Source organism: Actinomycetes bacterium (assembly GCA_036510875.1).
Lineage (GTDB): Bacteria > Actinomycetota > Actinomycetes > Prado026 > Prado026 > DATCDE01.
In genome coordinates this window covers 1-18,250 of sequence record DATCDE010000022.1, presented here as the reverse complement: position 1 = coordinate 18,250, position 18,250 = coordinate 1, and the positions used below count along the sequence as shown (strand labels likewise).

Below are 18,250 nucleotides of genomic sequence, written 5' to 3'. Positions count from 1 at the left end.
TCGAGACGTCGCTTGCCCGCACCGCCAGCTGGCTGGACGCGCTGGGTCGTGACGACCACCCCGAGCCTGTCGGGCTACCGGCGGTTCCCCTCGCGACGGTGGGCACGGCGTTCGGCGTCCTCTCGCACGTCCCCATGCCCGGCCGCATCGGAAGGCTCCGCCCCACCTGGTCCCGCCCCCCCGCTCCACCCACGTCGGCCGCTTGGCTAGCCTGACCCGGTGCGCGCACTCACCGCAGCGGTCACCGCTGGTTCCCTGGTTCTCGGCTTCGCCGTGGCACAGCTGTCCGGCGTGCGCGCCCTCGGCGGCGTGGTGCTCGTCCTGGCCGGGCTGTGGTGCGCCCGGCTGTGGTGGCTGCTGTCCGGCAAGCGCGCGATGTGGGTGCTCGGTCTGACGTACTTCGCTGTGTTCGTGCTGTCGCACCCGCTCGGCCACCTGATCGGCACCTGGCCGGCGGTGCTCACCGTCGCTGCCGTTGCCGGCGCGGCCTCCTACGCCTTGACCCGACCCCGTTCAGCCCTGCTTTCGGTCCAGTGATCGTTGCGGCGGCTCAGAGCTGCTCGGTGGCCGGAGCCGTCGCCGTCAACGCCACCGCGCACGCGCGGGCTGGTGGGCGCGGCAGCCGGACTGGGCGCGGTGCTCGCGGTCTTCCCGGAGCTGTCCCTCACCGGCTACGAGCTCGACGGGATCGGTGACCCTGGGTTCGACGTGGCGGCGGCCGACGGATCCTCGGTGCGCTGCTGTTCGGCGTGGACGGCAGCGCCACGACCTACGCCAAGATGCACTTGCACGGAACCGAGGTCGAGCGTTTCGTGCCTGGCACGCGGCCACGGCTGCTGACCGTCCGTGGGATCGAGGTGGGTCTCGCCGTATGCGCCGACCTCGGCGACCCTGCGCACGCCGCGGACGTAGCCCCCCGCGCGGATCAGGCCGTCGGGTAGACCTCGAGCTCGCGGGCCTTCGCCGAGATCCACACGGCGCGGTCGGCGACCAGGCCCAGCTCCGCGACCGCTGCCGGGGTCACGTCGGCCAGCACCGATGGCAACCCGGCGACCTGCCCGCGCACCCGGTCCCGAGCAGCTCCAGGCCGGCGACCCGGCCCTCCCCCACACGTTGCGCGGGCTGCCCTCCGGCCGGCTCGCGTGCAGCGCCACCGCCGCCGGCCGCAGGGCCACGAACACCGGTCCGCTGGCATGGACGTCGGCCGCGTGCAGCAGGCCCCCGCCGTCCACGACGATGGCGCCGTCACGGGCGGTGCCGCGGTAGAGGTTGAGCCCGACCAGCCGGGCCACGTAGTCGGTGCCCGGGCGTCGGGCTCAACCTCGGCCGGGGTCCCGCGCTGCACCGCGCGCCCGCCGTCCATCACGAGCAGACGGTCGGCCAGGACCATGGCCTCGATCGGGTCGTGGGTGACGAGCAGGGCAGGGCCGCCGAAACCCACCAGGTGCCGGCGCAGGTCGGTGCGCACCGTCAGCCGGGTCCCCGCGCCCAGTGCCGCGAGCGGCTCGTCGAGCAGCACCAGCCCCGGGTCGCCGGCCAGCGCCCTGGCCAGCGCCACCCGTTGCGCCTGCCCGCCGGACGGCTCGGTCGGACGCCGGCCGGCCAGCTCGGCCACGCCCAGCCGGTCGAGCCACTCGGTGGCCCGGCGACGCGCCTTTTGCTTGGGCACGCTACGCGCCCGAGCCGAGAAGGCCACGTTCTCCAGCACCGACAGGTGTGGGAACAGCAGGTAGTCCTGGAACACCACCCCGACCGGACGACGTTCCGGCGGCACGAACACGTCCGCCGTCGGGTCGTCGAGCACCCGGCCGGACAGCTCGACCCGACCCTCGGACAGCGGCGTGAGCCCGGACAGCACGCGCAGCAGGGTGGTCTTGCCCGCGCCGTTCGGCCCGAGGATCCCGAGCACCTCACCGGGCGCGGCTTCGACGTCGACGTCCAGCTGGAAGCCCCCATGCGTGGCGATGACGTGCGCGGCGAGCCCGCTCACGCGGCCGCCCCGCCGCCGAGCCAGCGGTCGCGCAGCAGCACGAGCACGGCCACCGAGACCACGAGCAGCACCAGGCTCAGCGCGATCGCGCCGTCCAGGTCGGTCTCCAGCGCCACGTACACCGCGAGCGGCATGGTCTGGGTCCGGCCCGGGAAGTTGCCCGCGAAGGTGATCGTCGCCCCGAACTCGCCCAGAGCACGAGCCCAGGTGAGCACCGCGCCGGCCACCAGTGACGGCGCGATCGCGGGCAGGGTGACGCGGGGCAGCACCAGCAGCCGGCTGGCGCCGAGCGTCGCCGCGGCGTCCTCCAGTCGGCGGTCCATGCCGCGCAGCGCCCCCTCGACGGTGACGACGAGGAACGGCATGGCCACGAACGTCTCGGCCACGATCACGCCGGCGGTGGTGAACGGCAGCGACAGCCCGGTCCACTCGTACAGGTACTTCCCGACCAGCCCGCGGCGACCGAACGCCAGCAGCAGGGCCACCCCACCGACCACCGGCGGCAGCACGACAGGCAGCGTCACCCGCGCGCGCACCAGCCCGCGGCCGCGGAACGGCGCCCTGGCCAGCAGCCAGGCCAGCGGCACTCCCACGACGAACGAAAAGGCGGTCGCCGCGGTCGCCGTCACCAGCGACAGCCGCAGCGCGGCCAGGCTGGCCGGCCAGGTCAGCAGCTCGCCGAGGTGGCCCCAGGGGCCGCGGACAGCAGCCCGGCCAGCGGCAGCGCCAGGAACAGCGCCCCGACCGCCCCCGGGACGACGAGCAGCCACGGCGGTCGGCACTCGCCTCGGGTGCGCACGGTCAGGGCGGCCCGAAGCGGGCGGCGGCCAGCGCCGATTTGCCCGTGGGGGAGAGCACATAGGCGACGAACGCCTGCGCCGCGGACTTGTCCGGGCTCGCGGTGAGCGCGGCGATCGGGTACGCGGTGGACACGTTGTCGGCGGCCGGGATCGGCACCGCGTGCACGCGCGTCCCGGCTGCGTGTACGTCAGTCGTGTAGACGAGGCCGGCGTCCACCTCGCCGAGCTGCACCTTGGTGAGTACCGCCTTCACGTCCACCTCGTAGGTGACCGGGTGCACGGTCAGCCGGTTCATGGCGAACAGCCGGGCGTCGGCCGCCCCGCACGGAACCTGGGCCCGACAGACCGCGACCTTCACGCCCGGTTTGGTCAGGTCGGCCAGCGCGGTGACGCCGGCCGGGTTGTCCACCGGGATCGCGACCTCGAGCACGTTCGTCGCGAAGGTCTTCGGGTCGCTCGCATCGCCGGCCTGGACGACGGTCTGCATCGTGACCGTGCTGGCCGCGGCGAAGACGTCGGCCGGCGCACCCTGGGTGATCTGCAGGGCCAGCCCGTTGCTCGGCCCGAAGTTGAACACCACGTCCACTCCCGGGTGAGCGGCGTGGAACTCGTTGCCCAGCCGGGTGAACGACTCCTTCAGCGACGCGGCCGCGAACACCTCGAGCGTGCCGCTGAGGACCGCGGAACCGGAGGCACCGGCCGTCGGGCTGCTGCCGCTGCCGCACCCGGCCAGCAGGACGGCGCCGGCCGCGATGACCGAGCTGAGGAGGAGCCGGCGCATGGTCAGCGGTGGTCGGGGATCTCGATGCCGACGTTGGTCGACTTCACCGAGGTGACGGCCAGCACCCCGGGTGCCAGGCCGAGCTCGTCGGCCGCCTCGCGGCTCATCAGCGACACGACCCGGTGCGGGCCCACCTGCAGCTCCACCTGGGCCCATACGGTGTCCGTGACGACCCGGGTGACGATCCCGGGCAGCCGGTTGCGCGCCGACCAAGCCACCACCGGGGCCGCCTCCCGGGGTCGCCCTCGGCCGCGGACTCCTGCATGACCCGGGCCAGCTCGGCGCCCTCGACGGCCAGCCGGCCGCCCGTGTCGGTGGTCAGCGTCAGCCGGCCGGCGTCCGCCCACCGCCGCACGGTGTCGTCGCTGACCTGCAGCAGCGCGGCCGCCTCGCTGATCCGGAACAGCGTCATGCGGTACCATACCTCCGCAATTACGAGCGAAATAGGACCTGGTCGACGCAGATGCGGGGATCGTGACCCCACGGCGTCCGCCCGGCGCCCACGGGAGCATGCTGGCGGGGAGCCGTACTGCGATTCCGGAGGCAGCCGTGACCGACCTTTACCGCCTGTCCGAGGAGCATGACCTGCTCCGTGAGTCCGTCCGTGCACTGGTCGAGGACAAGATCGCACCGCGCGCCGGGGAGATCGACGAGACCGCCGAGTTCCCGTGGGACGTCTACCAGGCGCTGGTCGCCTCGGACTTCCACGCGGTGCACATCCCGGAGGCGTACGGGGGCGCCGGCGCCGACGCGGTCGCGGCCTGCATCGTCATCGAAGAGGTCGCGCGCGGCTGCGCGTCGTCCTCGCTGATCCCGGCGGTGAACAAGCTGGGCACCATGGGGATGCTGCTGTCCGGCTCGGAGGAGATCAAGAGCCGCTACCTGCCGCTGGTCGCGAGCGGCGAGGCGATGTTCTCGTACGCGCTGTCCGAGCCCGAGGCCGGCTCGGACGCCGCGGCGATGCGCGCCCGCGCCGTCCCGGACGGCGACGGCTGGGTGCTCGACGGTGTCAAGCGCTGGATCACCAACGCGGGCGTCTCGAAGTACTACACGGTCATGGCGGTCACCGACCCCGACGCCGGCTCGCGCGGCATCTCGGCGTTCGTCGTGCACGCAGACGACGAGGGCTTCACCCTCGGTGCCCCCGAGAAGAAGATGGGGATCAAGGGCTCGCCGACCCGCGAGCTGTACTTCGACAAGGTCCGGCTGCCCGGCGACCGCATCATCGGCGCCCCCGGCACGGGGTTCGCCACCGCCCTCGCGACGCTCGACCACACGCGGCCGACGATTGCGGCGCAGGCCATCGGCATCGCCCAGGGCGCGCTGGACTTCGCGCTCGGCTACGTCAAGGAGCGCAAGCAGTTCGGCAAGGCCATCGCCGAGTTCCAGGGCCTGCAGTTCATGCTCGCCGACATGGGCATGAAGCTGGTTGCCGCCCGCGAGCTGACCTACTCGGCCGCCGCGCGCGCCGAGCGCGGCGACCCGGACGCCGGCTTCTACTCCTCGGCGGCCAAGTGCTTCGCCTCGGACGCCGCCATGGAGATCACCACCGACGCCGTCCAGCTGCTCGGTGGCTACGGGTACACCAAGGACTACCCGGTCGAGCGGATGATGCGGGACGCGAAGATCACCCAGATCTACGAGGGCACCAACCAGGTCCAGCGCATCGTGATGGCCCGCAAGCTGCTGAAGTAGGCGGAGCCGGGGATGTGAGCCCGCGCTGCCTTGGCCGGGTGTACGTTCCGGCCCGGAGGCCACACGAACTCACTCAGCCGGGAGCTGGGCATCCTCGCGGTGCTCATCGTCGCTGCACTGCTCTGGTCCCTCTTCGGTGTCGTCACGCGCCGGGGACAGCGGAAGAAGACGAAGGCCACGCAACAGCTCGTCGCGCGCGAGCAGGCCGAGGCTGAGCCGATCCCCGGGCTTGCCGCACACGCGTCGGCTGCGGGGTGGGCCGGGCCCAGCAGCGCCCCCCCGGCTGACGAGGTGGTCGCGGACTACGTCCGGGAGATGGCGCGCACCTTCGCCGGCGAGGCGAGCACGCTCCTGCACGACAACTTCAGCGTGGGGAAGACCAGGTACGTCAACGTGTTCACCGGCGAGGTCGACGGACGTCTGGTGCGGTTCGGCAACACGTTCACCAACCTGCAGCCGAACTCGCCCGACTACGTCGGTGCGGGCACCGACACCCCCGCCTCCTTCGTGCTCGTCGACCTTCCGGCCGCGCTGCCGCCGCTGTCGGTCAGTCTGCGCCGCTTTCCCCCCTATCTCCGCCCCCTCGTCAAGGAGTGGACGCTGGCGAGTGAGGAATTCAACCGGCGGTTCCTGGTCATGGCCCTCGATCGCAAGTACGTGAGCGACGTGATCACGCCGCGCGCGATCGAGCTGCTCATGACCCGCGACGACTGGGTCTTCCTGGTCGAGATGTCACGGCTCGTCTGCGTCTGCAGCGCTCCGCTCACCACCCTTGAGCAGGTGAAGGAACGGGTGGACGCCGTGAGCACGTTCGCAGCGCTCATCCCGGGGTTCGTCGCGCAGGACCGCGGCCTGGCCATGCCGGCCCTTCCGGACGCGACGGTGTTCGACCCCGGCGACCCGGCGTCGGTCGAGAAGCTGAAGGTCGCCTTCACGACCATGACACCGCAGGAGCGGGAGGCCTTCCTCGCCCAGACCCAGCAGGCCGAAGCACGCTTCGCGCTCTGCGCGTTCGGCAAGGACCTGCCGCACCAGGCCTAGCTCTGGCCGATGACGAGGCGCTCGAGGGCGCTGAGCAGCGCCTCCGGTGGCGGCGTGGGTCGCCGCGTCCGGCGGTCGACGAACACGTGCACGAACCAGCCAGTGGCCGCTGGCTGCTCGGCGTCCTCGTCGAACAGGGCCAGCTCGTAGCGCACGCTGGACCTGCCGAGGTGCCCCACCCGCAGCGCGGCCTGGATCGTGTGCGGGAACGAGATGGCGCTGCGGAACGTGCAGTGCGACTCCGCGCACACGCCGATGACCGGGCCCCGGTGGATGTCCAGGCCGCCCTCGCGGATCAGCCACTTGTTGATCACCGTGTCGAACACCGAGTAGTACTCGACGTTGTTCACGTGCCCGTACACGTCGTTGTCCGCCCATCGGGTCGGCACCTCGGCGAGGTGCGCGTAGTGCGCGCGAGTGGTCATGGTGATCACGGTAGGGTGTGCCCGTTTGAAGGGGAGTAGCCCTCCTCGTAGCCGGTCGTCGACATGCTGGGGCGTGCCACCACGCCCCCGGTGACCGGGCCCGCTCCAGCGGGTGGGCGAGACCTTCGACCGGATCGACAGACGTCCGTCGTCTGCCGTGGGTCGAGGTCCGTGGCCTCGGCCCACGGCTGGGAAGAGGTCCCTTGGCCACCGCTGGGCACCTGCTGCTGCTACTCGGCTGCGCCGTCGCGATCTACCTGGCCTGCGAGTGGTTCGTCAACGCCGTGGAGTGGCTGGGGATCCGGCTCCAGCTGGGCACGCTGGCCGTCGGCACCGTGCTCGCCGCCATCGGTACCGCCCTGCCGGAGAGCGTGGTCACGCTGGTCGCCGTCACGCTCGGCGGGACCGAGAGCTCCAAGCAGATCGGCATCGGGGCCGCCATGGGCGGTCCGCTGGTGCTGGCGACGATCGCCTACGGCGTCACGGGCTGGATGCTGATCCGGCACCGGACCACCGTCGGTCCGAACCCGCTGCGCACCATCGACCGGCTGCGCCTGGTCAGCGACCAGACCTGGTTCCTCGTGATCTTCGTGGTCAAGGTCGGGCTCGGTCTGGTGGCGTTCGCACTCAAGCCGTGGCTGGGCCTGCTGTTCTTCGCGGCGTACGGGGCGTACTTGCGCCGGGAGGTGCGGGCTGACACCGAAGGCCACACCGACGCCGACCTCGAGCCGCTCAAGCTGCAGCCGCACCGGGCGGCTCCGTCGGGCTGGGCGGTGGCCGTCCAGACCCTGGCGACCCTGGCCGTCATCTTCGTGGCCTCGCAGGTCTTCGTCGGCCAGCTGGAGTGGGCCGGGCCGGCGCTGGGCCTGCCCGCCGCGGTCACCGCGCTGCTGCTGTCCCCGATCGCCACCGAGCTGCCCGAGGTCATGAACGCGGTGATCTGGGTGCGTCAGGGCAAGACGCAGCTGGCCCTGGCCAACATCAGCGGCGCCATGATGATCCAGGCCACGGTGCCCTCGGGGCTGGGCCTGCTGTTCACCCCCTGGCTGTTCACCGCGCCGCTGGTGCTGTCCGGCGTGGTCACCGTGGCCGCGATCGGCTACCTGCGCTGGCTGGGCCGGACCAACCGGCTGACGCCGGGCCGGCTGGCGTTCACCGCGGTGTTCTACGGCGCCTTCGCCGTGGGACTGGCGTTTCTCGGGGTCTGAGACCGGCGTGGATCGGCTCGGACGGATCGGTCAAGTCGACACGCCGATGTGACGAGGGTGAATTGTGGGAAAGGGGTGACTCCCGGGGTTTGCCCGGGCTAGCCTCGGTGACCGTTGTGCCGCACGTGCTGTCCGCGCAGGACGGCGCCCTACCTTCGGGGAGCAGGTTTGCGCAGCCGGACGACCAGGACCGCACGCGGTGGCCGGGCCACCGCGCTGGTCGCGGTCCTCGCCGTGGCGCTGACCTTGCTGGCCGGCCCGGCCGCCTCCGCCGACCCGAACACCCTGCCCTCCGCCCAGGACGTCGCCAAGGCCAACGCCGCCGTCGGGTCCACCGCCCAGCAGGTCGGCGTCCTGGAGGCCCAGCTGGCTCAGTCGCAGGCCCAGCTGGAGGCCCTCGGGGTCGCCGTGGGGCAGGCCGCCGAGGCGTACGACGGCGCCCTGTACGCGCTGCAGCAGGCCCAGCAGCAGTCCGCCGCGGCGGGCCGGGCCGCCGCCACCGCGCAGGCCGACCTGGCCGCCGCCCGCCAGCAGGTCGGCGAGCTCGGCGCTGCGGCCTACAAGTCCGGCGGCTCGCTCGCGACCTTCGCGGCCTTCCTCACCGGCAGCAGCCCGGACGGGCTGCTCGGTGCTGCTTCGACCATGCAGGTGCTGGCCAACCGGCAGGACGCCGTCCTGGACCGGGTCCGCGCCCAGCAGGTGGTCACGCAGGTCCTGGACAAGCAGGCCAGCAGTGCGCTGGCCGCCGTCCAGCAGGCCGCCGACAAGGCCCGGGTCGCCAAGGCGACCGTCGAGGCCAAGGTCAGCGCCCAGGCCGGCCAGGTGCAGCAGCTCACCGCCGACACGGCCGCGCTGAGCCGGCAGCTCGCGGCGCTGCAGGCCCGCTCCAGCCAGCTGACGGCGGCCCGACAGGCCGGGCTGGCCCGCATCGCCAGGGAGAAGGCGGCCCGGGCCGCCGAGCTGGCCCGCCAGCAGGCGGCCGCACGGGCCGCGAGCGCCCGGAGCACCAGCTCCGGTGGTGGCTCAGGGTCGGGCCCCTCCACCGGCAGTCCAGCCGGCACCGGCATCGCCCCGGGACCGGGCGGCAGCTCGAGCGGGACCGCCGCCGACGGCGTGGCCGCGGTGGCGTTCGCCCGAGCCCACCTCGGTGACGCCTACGTGTGGGCCGCCGCCGGACCCAACACCTGGGACTGCTCCGGGCTGACCATGGCGGCCTGGCAGGCCGCCGGGGTCTCGATGCCGCACTACGCGGCTGCGCAGTACGCGCAGGGCCTCAAGGTCAGCCGGGACCAGCTGCGCCCCGGTGACCTGGTGTTCTTCGGCACCAACCCCAACGACTACCAGTCGATCTACCACGTCGGCATCTACATCGGCGGCGGGCAGATGATCGAGGCGCCCTACACCGGTTCGGTGGTGCGCATCTCGAGCATCGACCGGCCCAGTCTCTTCGGGTTCGCCCGGCCCTGAGCCGCTCTGGTCAGTGCTGCGGGTGCTCCCGCCGCCGCCGGTAGGAGGCCTCGATCTCCGCCTCGGCCTCGACCCGCCCCGCCCAGGTGGCGCCCTCGACCGACTTGCCCGGCTCGAGGTCCTTGTAGACCGAGAAGAAGTGCTCGATCTCCAGCCGCTCGAACTCCGGGACGTGGTGGATGTCACGCAGGTGCTCCTGCCGCGGGTCGTTGGCCGGGACGCACAGCACCTTGTCGTCACGGCCGGCCTCGTCGGTCATCCGGTACATGCCGATCGCCCGGCAGTGGATGAGGCAGCCGGGGAAGGTGGGCTCCTGCAGCAGCACGAGGGCGTCCAGCGGGTCGCTGTCCAGGCCCAGGGTGTTGTCGATGAAGCCGTAGTCCGCCGGGTACTGGGTGGCGGTGAACAGTGTCCGGTCGAGCTTCATGCGACCCGTGGCGTGGTCGATCTCGTACTTGTTGCGCGATCCTTTGGGGATCTCGATGGTGACGTCGAAGTCCACGGGGTTCCTTCCGGGTAGTGGTCGATCGTCACCTATCCTTCCGCATCCGAGGCGAACGACGAAGGGCGGCACCGACGTGCGGCGTGGCTACCGACGCCGGCGCGGCCACGGCCTGAGGTACGCGCTGGTCGGCGTGCTCGTGCTGGTGACCGCGGCGGCGGTCACGCTGGCCCTGCTCGGCCGGCTGCCGATCCTGCAGCGAGAGGGCGCCAGCACCACTGCGGCGCCCAGCGGCAGCCCCTCGATGGCGGCGGCCGCAGCGGTTCTGCCACCGACGGGCGACACCGGTCCGGTGCCCACCGAGGCCGGTCTGGCCGCCCGGCTGACCCCGCTGCTTGGCGTCCCCGCGCTGGGCGACCGACTGGGGCTCGCGGTCGTCGACCTCGCCTCCGGCGCCCTCCTGTATGGCCAGGACGCTGGCACCGGGCAGACCCCGGCGTCCACCACCAAGCTGCTCACGGCGGCGGCCGCGCTGAGCCGGCTGGGACCAGAACACCGGCTGCAGACCACGGTGGTCGTGGGGTCGACCCCGAACCGGATCGTGCTGGTCGGCGGCGGCGACCCCACCCTGGTGGCGACCAAACTGGCGCCGGGGCCGACCGCTCCCGCCTCGCTCGTCGACCTCGCCAGCAGCACCGCCGCTGCGCTGAAGGCCAGGGGCGTCACCCGGGTGACCCTCGGCTACGACACCTCGCTGTTCACCAAGCAGACCACCTCACCGGCCTGGCCGGCGGAGTACGTGGCCTCCGGCGTGATCGCCCCCGTCACGGCCCTGGCCGTGCGCGAGGGCCGGGTGGGTACCGAGCAGGCCGGCATCGGGCCGCGGGTGAGCGACCCGCCGGCCGCCGCGGCCCGCACCTTCGCGACCCTGCTCGCGGACGCCGGCGTCACGGTCGCCCAGGCGCCCAGCCCCGACCAGGCGCCGCCGGCCCCGTCCGGGCCGGCGTCCCCGTCGACGAGCCCCTCGACGAGCCCCTCGGCGAGCGGCCCGGCCTCCGCCACACCGGCGGCCAGCCTGCCCGCGCCGGGCACCCGGCTGGCCGCGGTGTCCTCGCCGCCGGTGGCCGACCTCGTCGCGCAGATGCTCACCCTGTCCGACGACGACCTGGCCGAGGCGCTCGGCCACCTGGTGGCCGTCGGGTCCGGCGCGACCGCTGACTTCGCTGGAGCGGCGCAGTCGGTCATCGGCGAGGTCGCCGCGCTCGGGGTGCCCACCGACGGCGTCCGGCTGTACGACACCAGCGGGCTGGCCCGCACCGACCTGATCCCGGCCGAGGTGCTGACCGCCGTGCTGTCGGTCGTGGCGCAGGCCAAGCACCCCGAGCTGCGCCCGGTGCTCACCGGGCTGCCGGTGGCCGGGTTCACCGGCACCCTGGACGACCGCTTCGCCGGGGCGGCCACCCGGTCGGCCGCCGGGGTGCTGCGCGCCAAGACCGGCACGCTGAGCTCGGTGGGCACCCTGGCCGGCACCGTGCTGGACGCCGACGGCCGGCTGCTCGGCTTCGCCTTCCTCAGCAGCGGCTTCACCCCCGGGGCCGCACTGGAGAACCGGGCGGCGCTGGACCGGCTGGCCGCAGCCGTGGCCGGCTGCGGCTGCGGGGCGGCGCCCGCAGCCTCCCCCCCGTCCTCCCCGTCCTCCCCAGCGGCGTCCGCAACGGCGTCTCCCACCGGGTCGTGACCCCCCGTACCGTGAGGGCATGACCGAACCCGACGGCTCCGCCGCGCTGGTCGACTGGGATCTCGCCGTCGCCGCCGGTGTCCGGCTGGTGCGGCCGGGCCCCCAGCTGCCGCGGGAGGACGCGCGCGCCGCCGTCTCACAGCTGCGGGACCTGGCTATCGAGGCCCGCTCGCACGTGCGGTCCTACAGCCGGCTGGACGCCCCGGCGGCCGACGCTCCGGTGGCCGTGGTCGACCGCACCGAGTGGCTGCGCTCCAACGCCGAGGGGATCCGGCACCTGCTGGACCCGATCGCGCACCGGCTGGTGCGCGCCGGCACCCCCGGGCCGCTGCGTGCGGTCGGAGCCAGGGTCACGGCGCTGGAGCTCGGCGGGGGGCTGGCCTGGATGTCCAGCAAGGTGCTCGGGCAGTACGAGATGTTCCCGCCAGGAGGCCCGGACGGCGACCGGCCGGGCCGGCTGCTGCTGGTGGCCCCGAACATCGTGCAGGTCGAGCAGGAGCTCGACGTCGACCCGGACGACTTCCGGATGTGGGTCTGCCTGCACGAGGAGACCCACCGGGTGCAGTTCGCCGCCGTGCCCTGGCTGAGAGGGCACCTGGTCGACGGCATCAGCTCGCTCATGGGCTCGATCGAGACCGACCCGGCCGCAGTGGCCGAGCGGCTGCGGGCCGCCGCCGTCGCGGTCGCCTCCGCGGCGCGCGGCACCGACGGGCCGTCGCTCGCCGAGGCGGTGCAGACGCCGGAGCAACGGGCCCAGCTGGACCGGCTCACCGCCGTGATGTCCCTGCTCGAGGGCCATGCGGACGTCGTCATGGACGGCGTCGGCCCGACGGTCGTGCCCACCGTCGAGCAGATCCGGACCGCGTTCCAGCGCCGCCGCGAGCACCCCGGCCGCGCCGAGCTGGCGATCCGGCGGCTGATCGGCCTGGACGCCAAGATGCGCCAGTACCGCGACGGCGCCGCGTTCGTGCGTGGGGTGGTGGACCGGGTCGGCATGGAAGGGTTCAACCGGGTGTGGGACGCGCCGGAGATGCTGCCGTCGGCCGAGGAGATCCTCGACCCGCAGACCTGGGTGGACCGGGCGCACGGCCCGGCGCTGGCCTGACCGTGGGCGGCCCGCACCCGGCGGTGGCCGAGGTCCGCTCGGCCGTGCGGGCCGCGCTCACCGGGCTGCGCGGCGGCGCGCTCGTCCTGGCCGCGTGCAGCGGCGGCGCGGACTCGCTCGCCCTGGCCGCCGCGCTGGCCTTCGAGGCGCCCAGGGCCGGGCTGCGCGGCGGGGCGCTCGTCGTCGACCACGGGCTGCAGCCCGGGTCGGCTCAGCACTCCCGCTCGGTGGCCAGCCGGCTGGAGTCGCTGGGGCTGGCCCCGGTGCGGGTGCTCACCGTGCGCGTGGGCACCGACGGCGGCCCCGAGGCGGCCGCGAGGAGCGCCCGGTACGCGGCCCTGGGCCACGCTGCCGCCGAGCTGGACGCGGCCGCGGTGCTGCTCGGTCACACTCTGGACGACCAGGCCGAGACCGTCCTGCTGCGGCTGGCCCGCGGGTCCGGCAGCCGCTCGCTGTCCGGCATGGCGCCCGCGTCCGGCCGCTACCGCCGTCCGCTGCTCGCGGTCGCGCGCGAGACCACCCGGGGCGCGTGCGCGGCCCAGGGGCTGGCCCCGTGGGACGACCCGCACAACGACGAGCCCCGCTTCGCGCGGGTCCGGGTGCGGCAGGAGGCCCTGCCCGCCCTGGTCGAGGCGCTGGGTCCCGGGGTGCGCGAGGCGCTGGCCCGAACCGCCGCGCTGTGCCGTGAGGACGCCGAGGCCCTCGACGAGTGGGCCGCCGCGGCGTCCGTGGCGGCCGCCGGCCCGGACGGCAGCCTGGACGTCGACGTGCTGGCCGGGTTGCCGGCCGCCGTCCGCGGTCGGGTGCTGCGGGCCGCCGCGGTCGCCGCCGGCGCCCCAGCCGGGGCGGTCGGCCAGGTGCACATCCAGGCGCTGGACGCGCTGGTGACCCGCTGGCACGGCCAGCAGGCGGTCGCCCTGCCGGGCGGTGTCAGCGGCGAGCGGGCCTGTGGCAGGCTGCTGCTGCACCGGGCCCACGAGCAGCAGCCCGACCCGAAGGAGTAGCTGTGGAGGAGAGCGACCTCGGCGCCGACCTGGCCCGCGTGCTCGTCACCGAGGAGCAGATCCAGCAGCGGATCGCGGAGCTGGCCGCCTCGATCGACGCGGACTACGCGGAGCGGGACCTGCTGCTCATCGGCGTCCTCAAGGGCGCCGTCATGGTCATGGCCGACCTGTCCAGGGCCCTGCACCTGCCGGTGACCATGGACTGGATGGCGGTCTCCTCCTACGGCGCCGGCACCAAGTCCTCCGGGGTGGTCCGGATCCTCAAGGACCTGGACCGGGACATCACCGGGAAGCACGTCCTCGTGGTCGAGGACATCATCGACAGCGGGCTGACCCTGTCCTGGCTGCTGCTCAACCTGCGCTCGCGCGGGCCGGAGTCGGTCGAGGTGTGCACCCTGCTGCGCAAGCCGGACGCCGCCCAGGTACCGGTCGACGTCCGTTATGTGGGCTTCGACATCCCCAGCGAGTTCGTCGTGGGCTACGGCCTGGACTACGCCGAGCAGTACCGGAACCTGCCGTTCGTGGGCACCCTCGCCCCGCACGTCTACTCCGGCCGCTGAGCGGGGGCCGGGGGGAACAGCCGCTCCGGCTCCCACGTTCCCGGTGTACCGTCGTCTTCCCGGACGTGCGTTCCGGAGCCGGCCAACCGTTGATCAGGAGGAGGGGCGCTCCCGCCCCGTCATGATGTGAGGCGTTACTTCCGTGGTCCGCTGTTCTGGATCACCATCGGGGTGCTCACCTTGCTGGTGGGCGCCCAGCTGTTCTCGTCGTCGGCCGGCGCCAAGACCGTCGACACCTCCACGGTGCTCGCGGACATCGCTGCGGGCAACGTCAAGTCGGCCAAGCTCATCGACGGGCAACAGCGGGTCGAGCTGACCCTCAAGGACGGCAGCCAGGTCACCTCGCAGTACATCCCGTCCACGGGTGACTACATCGCCTCGCAGCTGCGCCAGAAGCCGCCGGCCGAGGGCTTCAACGAGATCAACCCGCAGCAGAGCGTCCTGGTCACCTTGATGGTGAGCCTGCTGCCCATCGCGATCATCGTCTTGCTGTTCTTCTTCCTGATGAACCAGATGCAAGGCGGCGGCTCGAAGGTCATGAGCTTCGGCAAGTCCAAGGCCAAGCTGGCCACCAAGGACATGCCGCAGACGACGTTCGCCGACGTGGCCGGTGTCGACGAAGCGGTCGAGGAGCTCGAGGAGATCAAGGAGTTCCTGCAGGAGCCCGCCAAGTTCCAGGCGGTGGGCGCGAAGATCCCCAAGGGAGTGCTCCTCTACGGCCCGCCAGGCACCGGCAAGACGCTGCTGGCCCGCGCGGTGGCCGGCGAGGCCGGTGTGCCGTTCTACTCGATATCCGGCTCGGACTTCGTCGAGATGTTCGTGGGTGTCGGCGCCAGCCGGGTCCGCGACCTGTTCGAGCAGGCCAAGGCCAACGCCCCTGCGATCGTCTTCGTCGACGAGATCGACGCCGTGGGCCGGCACCGCGGTGCCGGGCTCGGTGGCGGCCACGACGAGCGCGAGCAGACCCTGAACCAGCTGCTCGTCGAGATGGACGGCTTCGACGTCAGGGGCGGCGTAATCTTGATCGCCGCGACCAACCGGCCGGACATCCTGGACCCCGCGTTGCTTCGCCCCGGCCGGTTCGACCGGCAGATCGCCGTCGAGCGGCCGGACCTCCTGGGCCGCCACGCGATCCTCAAGGTGCACGCCAAGGGCAAGCCGCTCAACGAGGGCGTCGACCTGCTGGCCGTGGCCCGGCGCACCCCAGGCTTCACCGGCGCCGACCTGGCCAACGTGCTGAACGAGGCGGCGCTGCTCACTGCCCGCGGCAACGGCAAGCTGATCGACAACGGCACCCTCGACGAGGCGATCGACCGGGTCGTGGCCGGGCCGCAGAAGCGGTCCCGGCTGATGAACGACAAGGAGAAGAAGATCACCGCCTACCACGAGGGCGGGCACGCCCTGGTGGCGGCGGCGCTGCGCAACACCGACCCGGTGCACAAGGTCACGATCCTGCCGCGCGGCCGGGCGCTGGGCTACACGATGGTCCTCCCCGACGAGGACAAGTACTCGACCACGCGCAACGAGATGCTCGACCAGCTGGCCTACATGCTGGGCGGCCGGGTAGCCGAGGAGCTCGTCTTCCACGATCCCACGACCGGCGCGGCCAACGACATCGAGAAGGCCACCCAGGTCGCGCGCGCCATGGTCATGCAGTACGGCATGAGCGAGCGGGTGGGAGCGATCCGGCTCGGCCAGGAGAACCAGGAGGTGTTCCTGGGCCGGGACATGGGCCACATCCGGGACTACTCCGAGGGCATCGCCGAGATCGTCGACGAGGAGGTCCGTCGGCTGATCGAGAACGCGCACGACGAGGCCTGGGAGATCCTGGTCGAGAACCGCGACGTGCTCGATGCCCTGGTGCTGCAGCTGCTCGAGCGGGAGACCCTCGACAAGGCCGAGGTCGCGGCGATCTTCACGCCGGTGCAGAAGCTCCCGCAGCGGCCGATCTGGCTGTCCTCCGACCGTCGTCCGGTGTCCGACCGCCCCCCGGTCAGCTCGCCGAAGGAGCACAACGGGGCCAACGGGTCGTCCCCGAACGGCTCGACCGGCAGCGGGGTGTCGGTACCGGTCGACGAGAGCCGGGTCGACTGACGGTGACCGATCCCGTCGTCCCCGGGTCGACGGGAGCCACCGTCAGCCGGGCCTATGACCAGGGTCGCGCCGAGGCTGCGGTCCGCGAGCTGCTGCTCGCGGTCGGTGAGGACCCCGACCGCGACGGGCTGCGCGAGACACCCGCGCGGGTCGCCCGGATGTACGGCGAGCTGTTCGCCGGGCTGTGGCAGACCGCCGAGGACGTGCTGACCACGACCTTCGACCTGGGCCACGACGAGATGGTCCTGGTGCGGGACATCGAGGTCTACAGCCAGTGCGAGCACCACCTGGTGCCCTTCTTCGGGGTGGCCCACGTCGGCTACATCCCCAGCGTGGACGGCCGGATCACCGGTCTGTCCAAACTGGCCCGGCTGGTCGACGTCTACGCCAAGCGGCCGCAGGTGCAGGAGCGTCTGACCACCCAGGTGGCGGACTCCTTGGTGCGGCTGCTCGAGCCGCGTGGCGCGATCGTGGTGATCGAGTGCGAGCATCTGTGCATGTCCATGCGGGGGGTCCGCAAGCCCGGGGCGAAGACGGTCACCTCTGCGGTGCGTGGCCAGCTGCGGGACCCGGCCACCCGGGCCGAGGCGATCAGCCTGATCCTAGGGCGCTGAGCATGGTGGCTGGCGCACGGGCGGCGGTGCCGAGCGGCGTGAAACAGCAGACGGACCGCGCCTGGGCGCCCCGGCTGGCCGCGGGGGTCAGCATCCTGATCGGCCTGCTGGACATCGCGGCCGGGGTGCTGCCCTCAGTGTGGCACCGGCTGGAGGGGCTGGCCGACTTCCTGCCCGGCGCGTTCACCAACGCCTCCCGGGCGGGCGTCGTCGTCGCGGGCGTCGGCTTCCTCCTGCTCGCCGGCGCCCTCGCCCGTCGCAAGCGCCGCGCCTGGCAGCTCACCCTGGGGCTGCTCGTGGGCAGCGCGGTGCTGCACCTGGTGGAGGGGCCCAACTGGATCCTGTTTGGGGTCTCGCTCGCCATGGCCACCGTGCTGGCCATGCTGCAGCGGGAGTTCTACGCGGTCGGGGACCCGCGCACCCGCTGGAGCTCCCTGGGCGCCTTCGTGGCGCTCGGCCTGGTCAGCCTGCTGGTCGGCAGCATCCTGGTGTACGGCCTGCGGGCGCCTGCGGCGCGTTCCGAGGGCCTCGCGAAGACCTTCGGCTGGGTGGTGCTCGGCTTCTTCGGGATCCCCACCCCGCTGGACGCGACCGACAGCGCGTCGTCGGACTCGCTGTACTACGGGCTGCTCGGTCTTGGCCTGCTCACCGCTGGGGTCACCCTGTTCCTGCTGCTGCGCTCGCCCCGACCGCTGCCGTTCCTGTCCGCCACCGACGAGGAGGACATGCGCCGGCTGCTCGACCGGGAGGGCTGCCGTGACTCGCTGGGCTACTTCGCGCTGCGCCGCGACAAGAGCGTGGTGTGGTCGTCGTCCCGCAAGTCCTGCATCGCCTACCAGGTGACGTCGGGGGTGATGCTGGCCAGCGGTGACCCGCTGGGTGACCCGGAGGCCTGGCCGGGAGCGATCGCCGCCTTCCTCGAGGAGGCCAGGATCCACGCGTGGGTCCCTGGCGTGGTCGCGTGCAGCGAGACCGGCGCCGAGGTGTGGTGCCGCGAGGCCGGCCTGGAGGCGCTCGAGATCGGCGACGAGGCGATCGTCGACGTGGACGGCTTCACCCTCGAGGGCCGGGCCATGCGCAACGTGCGCCAGATGGTCAACCGGGTCCGGCGGGCCGGCTACGTGTGCGAGGCCCGCCGGCTGCACGAGGTCCCGGCCGAGGAGCTCGAGGAGATCAGGGCGAAGGCGGACACCTGGCGGGTCGGCGACACCGAGCGCGGCTTCTCGATGGCGCTGGGGCGGATCGGGGACCCGGGGGACGAGGAGTGCGTGCTGGTCGCGGCCCGG

Annotated in this window: 16 protein-coding genes and 2 pseudogenes; 12 read left to right on the top strand and 6 right to left on the bottom strand. The window is 72.9% G+C overall.

The genetic code is table 11. The features are described 5' to 3' along the window. The first annotated feature begins 219 nt into the window (after positions 1-219). Positions 220-537, top strand: a complete 318-nt coding sequence (locus VIM19_01420) for a hypothetical protein (protein HEY5183572.1) — start codon at positions 220-222, stop codon at positions 535-537. Between the two features lie 388 nt (positions 538-925). Here VIM19_01420 and VIM19_01415 read toward each other — a convergent pair whose 3' ends face one another. The 4 genes and pseudogenes from VIM19_01415 to VIM19_01400 all read right to left on the bottom strand — a co-directional run bounded on the left by VIM19_01415 (position 926) and on the right by VIM19_01400 (position 3,983). Then, positions 926-1,990, bottom strand: coding sequence for an ABC transporter ATP-binding protein (locus VIM19_01415; GenBank protein ID HEY5183571.1), 1,065 nt, complete (start codon positions 1,988-1,990; stop codon positions 926-928). Beyond that, positions 1,987-2,795: pseudogene (locus VIM19_01410) on the bottom strand (ABC transporter permease). The gene VIM19_01415 and the pseudogene VIM19_01410 overlap by 4 nt, the downstream one beginning before the upstream one ends. After that, positions 2,792-3,571 carry a molybdate ABC transporter substrate-binding protein gene (modA, locus tag VIM19_01405; GenBank protein HEY5183570.1) on the bottom strand — a complete coding sequence of 260 codons (780 nt, stop codon included), beginning with the start codon at positions 3,569-3,571 and terminating at the stop codon, positions 2,792-2,794. Before modA ends, VIM19_01410 begins: the two are co-directional and overlap by 4 nt. Before the next feature lie 2 nt (positions 3,572-3,573). Next, positions 3,574-3,983, bottom strand: a pseudogene (locus VIM19_01400) (TOBE domain-containing protein). Between the two features lie 98 nt (positions 3,984-4,081). Between VIM19_01400 and VIM19_01395 the strand changes: the two are divergent. Beyond that, positions 4,082-5,266 carry an acyl-CoA dehydrogenase family protein gene (locus VIM19_01395; GenBank protein ID HEY5183569.1) on the top strand — a complete coding sequence of 395 codons (1,185 nt, stop codon included), beginning with the start codon at positions 4,082-4,084 and terminating at the stop codon, positions 5,264-5,266. A gap of 99 nt (positions 5,267-5,365) precedes the next feature. Then, positions 5,366-6,307, top strand: coding sequence for a hypothetical protein (locus VIM19_01390; protein ID HEY5183568.1), 942 nt, complete (start codon positions 5,366-5,368; stop codon positions 6,305-6,307). Here VIM19_01390 and VIM19_01385 read toward each other — a convergent pair. Next, positions 6,304-6,732, bottom strand: a complete 429-nt coding sequence (locus tag VIM19_01385; GenBank protein HEY5183567.1) for an acyl-CoA thioesterase — start codon at positions 6,730-6,732, stop codon at positions 6,304-6,306. The two genes, VIM19_01390 and VIM19_01385, sit on opposite strands and share 4 nt — an antisense overlap. 203 nt (positions 6,733-6,935) lie before the next feature. On the opposite strand from VIM19_01385, the gene VIM19_01380 reads away from it, so the two are divergent. Together VIM19_01380 and VIM19_01375 are read left to right on the top strand one after the other, a co-directional pair. Further along, a complete protein-coding gene (locus VIM19_01380; GenBank protein HEY5183566.1) occupies positions 6,936-7,940 on the top strand; it encodes a sodium:calcium antiporter in 1,005 nt (334 codons plus the stop codon). A gap of 168 nt (positions 7,941-8,108) precedes the next feature. Then, on the top strand, positions 8,109-9,407 hold the full coding sequence (locus VIM19_01375; protein ID HEY5183565.1) for an NlpC/P60 family protein: 1,299 nt from the start codon (positions 8,109-8,111) through the stop codon (positions 9,405-9,407). A 10-nt stretch (positions 9,408-9,417) separates the two neighbouring features. On the opposite strand, the gene VIM19_01370 is transcribed toward VIM19_01375, so the two are convergent. After that, positions 9,418-9,909, bottom strand: coding sequence for an inorganic diphosphatase (locus VIM19_01370; protein ID HEY5183564.1), 492 nt, complete (start codon positions 9,907-9,909; stop codon positions 9,418-9,420). A gap of 76 nt (positions 9,910-9,985) precedes the next feature. Between VIM19_01370 and dacB the strand changes: the two genes are divergently transcribed. The 7 genes from dacB to VIM19_01335 all read left to right on the top strand — a co-directional run. Further along, positions 9,986-11,587, top strand: coding sequence for a D-alanyl-D-alanine carboxypeptidase/D-alanyl-D-alanine-endopeptidase (gene dacB / locus VIM19_01365; GenBank protein HEY5183563.1), 1,602 nt, complete (start codon positions 9,986-9,988; stop codon positions 11,585-11,587). Between the two features lie 19 nt (positions 11,588-11,606). Further along, positions 11,607-12,692, top strand: coding sequence for a zinc-dependent metalloprotease (locus VIM19_01360; GenBank protein HEY5183562.1), 1,086 nt, complete (start codon positions 11,607-11,609; stop codon positions 12,690-12,692). 2 nt (positions 12,693-12,694) lie between these two features. Beyond that, complete coding sequence (gene tilS / locus VIM19_01355; protein HEY5183561.1) at positions 12,695-13,696, top strand: tRNA lysidine(34) synthetase TilS; 1,002 nt, start codon at positions 12,695-12,697, stop codon at positions 13,694-13,696. 2 nt (positions 13,697-13,698) lie between these two features. Then, positions 13,699-14,256: a hypoxanthine phosphoribosyltransferase gene (hpt, locus tag VIM19_01350; GenBank protein HEY5183560.1), complete on the top strand. Its 558-nt coding sequence runs from the start codon at positions 13,699-13,701 to the stop codon at positions 14,254-14,256. A 126-nt stretch (positions 14,257-14,382) separates the two neighbouring features. Continuing rightward, positions 14,383-16,350: an ATP-dependent zinc metalloprotease FtsH gene (gene ftsH, locus VIM19_01345; GenBank protein HEY5183559.1), complete on the top strand. Its 1,968-nt coding sequence runs from the start codon at positions 14,383-14,385 to the stop codon at positions 16,348-16,350. Positions 16,351-16,352: 2 nt separating this feature from the next. After that, positions 16,353-16,964, top strand: coding sequence for a GTP cyclohydrolase I FolE (folE, locus tag VIM19_01340; GenBank protein HEY5183558.1), 612 nt, complete (start codon positions 16,353-16,355; stop codon positions 16,962-16,964). Between the two features lie 38 nt (positions 16,965-17,002). After that, positions 17,003-18,250 (top strand): phosphatidylglycerol lysyltransferase domain-containing protein (locus VIM19_01335; protein HEY5183557.1); only part of this gene is annotated, 1,248 nt, incomplete at its 3' end.

Coding starts and splice junctions, on each gene's coding strand:
- modA (HEY5183570.1), bottom strand. CDS start 3,571: ATGCGCCGGCTCCTCCTCAGCTCGGTCATCGCGGCCGGCGCCGTCCTG.
- VIM19_01395 (HEY5183569.1), top strand. CDS start 4,082: ATGCTGGCGGGGAGCCGTACTGCGATTCCGGAGGCAGCCGTGACCGAC.
- VIM19_01385 (HEY5183567.1), bottom strand. CDS start 6,732: ATGACCACTCGCGCGCACTACGCGCACCTCGCCGAGGTGCCGACCCGA.
- VIM19_01360 (HEY5183562.1), top strand. CDS start 11,607: ATGACCGAACCCGACGGCTCCGCCGCGCTGGTCGACTGGGATCTCGCC.